The following is a 2603-nucleotide window of genomic DNA, read 5'->3' on the forward strand; positions in this document are numbered from 1 at the left end:
TGCAACAACCAACCCGCCGACACCTTCGGCGCCAACACCGCACAAAGCCGCTCGCCGGTCAGACCCTCCACCACACCGTCATCCAGCACACCAGCCGTATGCACCACACCCGCCAACCGACCACCAGCGGAAACCTCCGCCACCAGCCCGAACACCTGATCCCGATCCGTCACATCACACGCCACCACCCGCACCGACGCACCCAACGCCGACAACCGCTCCGACAACCCACCCGCACCCGCAGCCTCCGGACCACGCCGCGACACCAGCACCAACGACCGCACCCCATACACCGACACCAGATGCTCCGCCACCAACGCACCCAACGCACCCGTACCACCGGTCACCAACACCGCACCATCACCCAGGCTCGGCGCCTCCACCGACGTGACGCCGGCCCGGACCAGGCGCGGCGAGTACACCGCACCCCCTCGGACGGCCAACTGGCCGCCGGTCGCGGCCGGTTCCCGCAGGACGCCGTCCAGCAGGGCCACCAGCGCGGCGTCCAGGTCGCCGTCGACGTCCGCGAGGACCATGCGGCCCGGGTGCTCCGACTGCGCCGAACGCAGCAGACCCCACACCGCCGCGCTCGCCAGGTCGGTCACCCGGTCGCCGTCGCCGATCGACACCGCGCCCCGGGTCACGACCACGAGCCGCGAGTCCGCCAGGGCGTCCGCCGCGAGCCAGGACTGCACCGTCGCCAGCACGTCCGAGGTCACTGCCCGGACCGACTCCGGCGTCGCCGCGCCGGGCGCGGGGAACACCGGCATCAGCAGCGTCCGGGGAGCTGACTCATCCCCCGCGACCGTCGCCACGTCGGCGTACGTGGGCATGCCTACCGGTGCCGGCAGCTCCAGGTCGCCGGTCACCAGCGCCCAACCCGAAAGCTCCCCGGCGGGTGCGGCCTCCACGGCCGGCCACCGCAGTTCGAACAGCGACCGCGAGGCCACGCCCGGCGCGGCCACACCGGTCAGCTCTCGCAGGACGAGGGAGTCCATCGACACGACCGGCGCGCCCACCTCGTCGTACGCGGCCACCCGCAGCCCGGAGCCGTCGCGGGTCAGGCGCACCCGCAGCGTCCCCGCGCCTGCCGCGTGGACCTGCACGCCCTCGAAGGCGAACGGCACCCGTGGTCCGCTCGATTCCTCGCCACCGAGCAGCAGCCCGATCGGGTGCAGGGCGGCGTCCAGCAGGGCCGGGTGCACGCCGAATCCGGCGCTCTCCGTCGCGGCGGCCTCCGGCAGGGCCACCTCGGCGAACAGTTCGTCGCGGCCGATCCAGGCGCGCTGGAGCCCCTGGAAGACCGGCCCGTACGCCAGGCCGTGCTCCGCCAGCGTCGTGTACCACCCCGCGAGGTCCACCTCCGACGTCGCGGCGGGGGGCCAGGTGATCGAGTCGGGCTCGTCGGCGGTGGACGCTTCCAGTACACCCTCGGCGTGCCGGGTCCAGCCCGCCTCGGGATCGTCGTCGGGGCGGGAGTAGACGGCAACGGGACGCTGCGGCGACTCCGACGTGGACACCCGCACCTGAATGCGTACGCCCCCGGTTTCGGGGAGCACCAGCGGGGCGGCCATGGTCAGCTCCCGCAGCCGGGAGAGGCCCACCTCGTCGCCGGCCCGTACGGCCAGCTCGACCAGGGCCGTGCCGGGTACGAACGTCAGCCCGGAGACCGTGTGGTCGGCCAGCCACGGGTGTGTGGTCAGGGAAAGTCGGCCGGTCAGCACCATCTCGTCGTCGCCGGCCAGGTCCACTGTCGCGCCGAGCAGCGGGTGCCCGGTGCGGCCGAGTCCGACCCCGGACACGTCGCCCGTACGCGCCCGGTTGGCGGCGGGCCAGTAGCGCTGGTGCTGGAAGGCGTACGTGGGCAGGTCCACGCGGCGCGCGCCAGTGTCGACGAACCACTGCGCCCAGGTCACCGGCACGCCGTGCACGTGCAGTTCCGCCAGGGCGTGCAGCAACGCCTGCCCCTCCGGCCGGTCCCGACGCTGCACCGCCACGGCCAGCACACCGTCGTCGCCGGGCAGCACGTCGGCGGCCATCGCCGTCAGCACACTCTGCGGCCCGACCTCCAGGAACGTGTCCACACCCGCCCCGCGCAGCGCCGTCACACCATCGGCGAACCGCACCGCCTCCCGCACATGCCGCACCCAGTACTCCGGGGTACTGATCTCGTCACCGGCCAGGGCCCCCGTCACGTTCGACACGACCGGCAGCAGCGGCGCGGAGAACACCAACCCGTCCAGGACCGTACGGAACTCGGCCAGCATCGGCGCCATCAACGGACTGTGGAACGCGTAGCTCACCGCAAGCCGGCGCGTACGCACCCCCCGATCACGCCAGACCCGCTCCACCTCGGCCAGGGCCTCGACGACACCCGACACCACCACAGCGGCCGGGCCGTTGACCGCCGCGATACCCACGCGGTCGCCCAGGCCCGCGATCGACTGCGCCACCGCAGCCTCGTCGGCCGCCACAGCCAGCATCCCACCACCGGCGGGCAGCGCCTGCATCAACCGACCCCGCGCCGCCACCAACTGACACGCGTCGGCCAGGGACAACACACCCGCCACATGCGCCGCCGTCACCTCACCGATCGAATGACC

The 2603-nt window shown here is 73.2% G+C and carries 1 protein-coding gene; it reads right to left on the reverse strand.

The window, feature by feature from the left end; genetic code table 11:
* The coding region (locus C569_RS31445) for an SDR family NAD(P)-dependent oxidoreductase (protein WP_036347359.1) at nucleotides 1–2603 on the reverse strand (2603 nt) is incomplete at both ends.

This window comes from Micromonospora sp. CNB394 (genome assembly GCF_000374985.1).
Taxonomy (GTDB): Bacteria; Actinomycetota; Actinomycetes; order Mycobacteriales; family Micromonosporaceae; genus Micromonospora; species Micromonospora marina.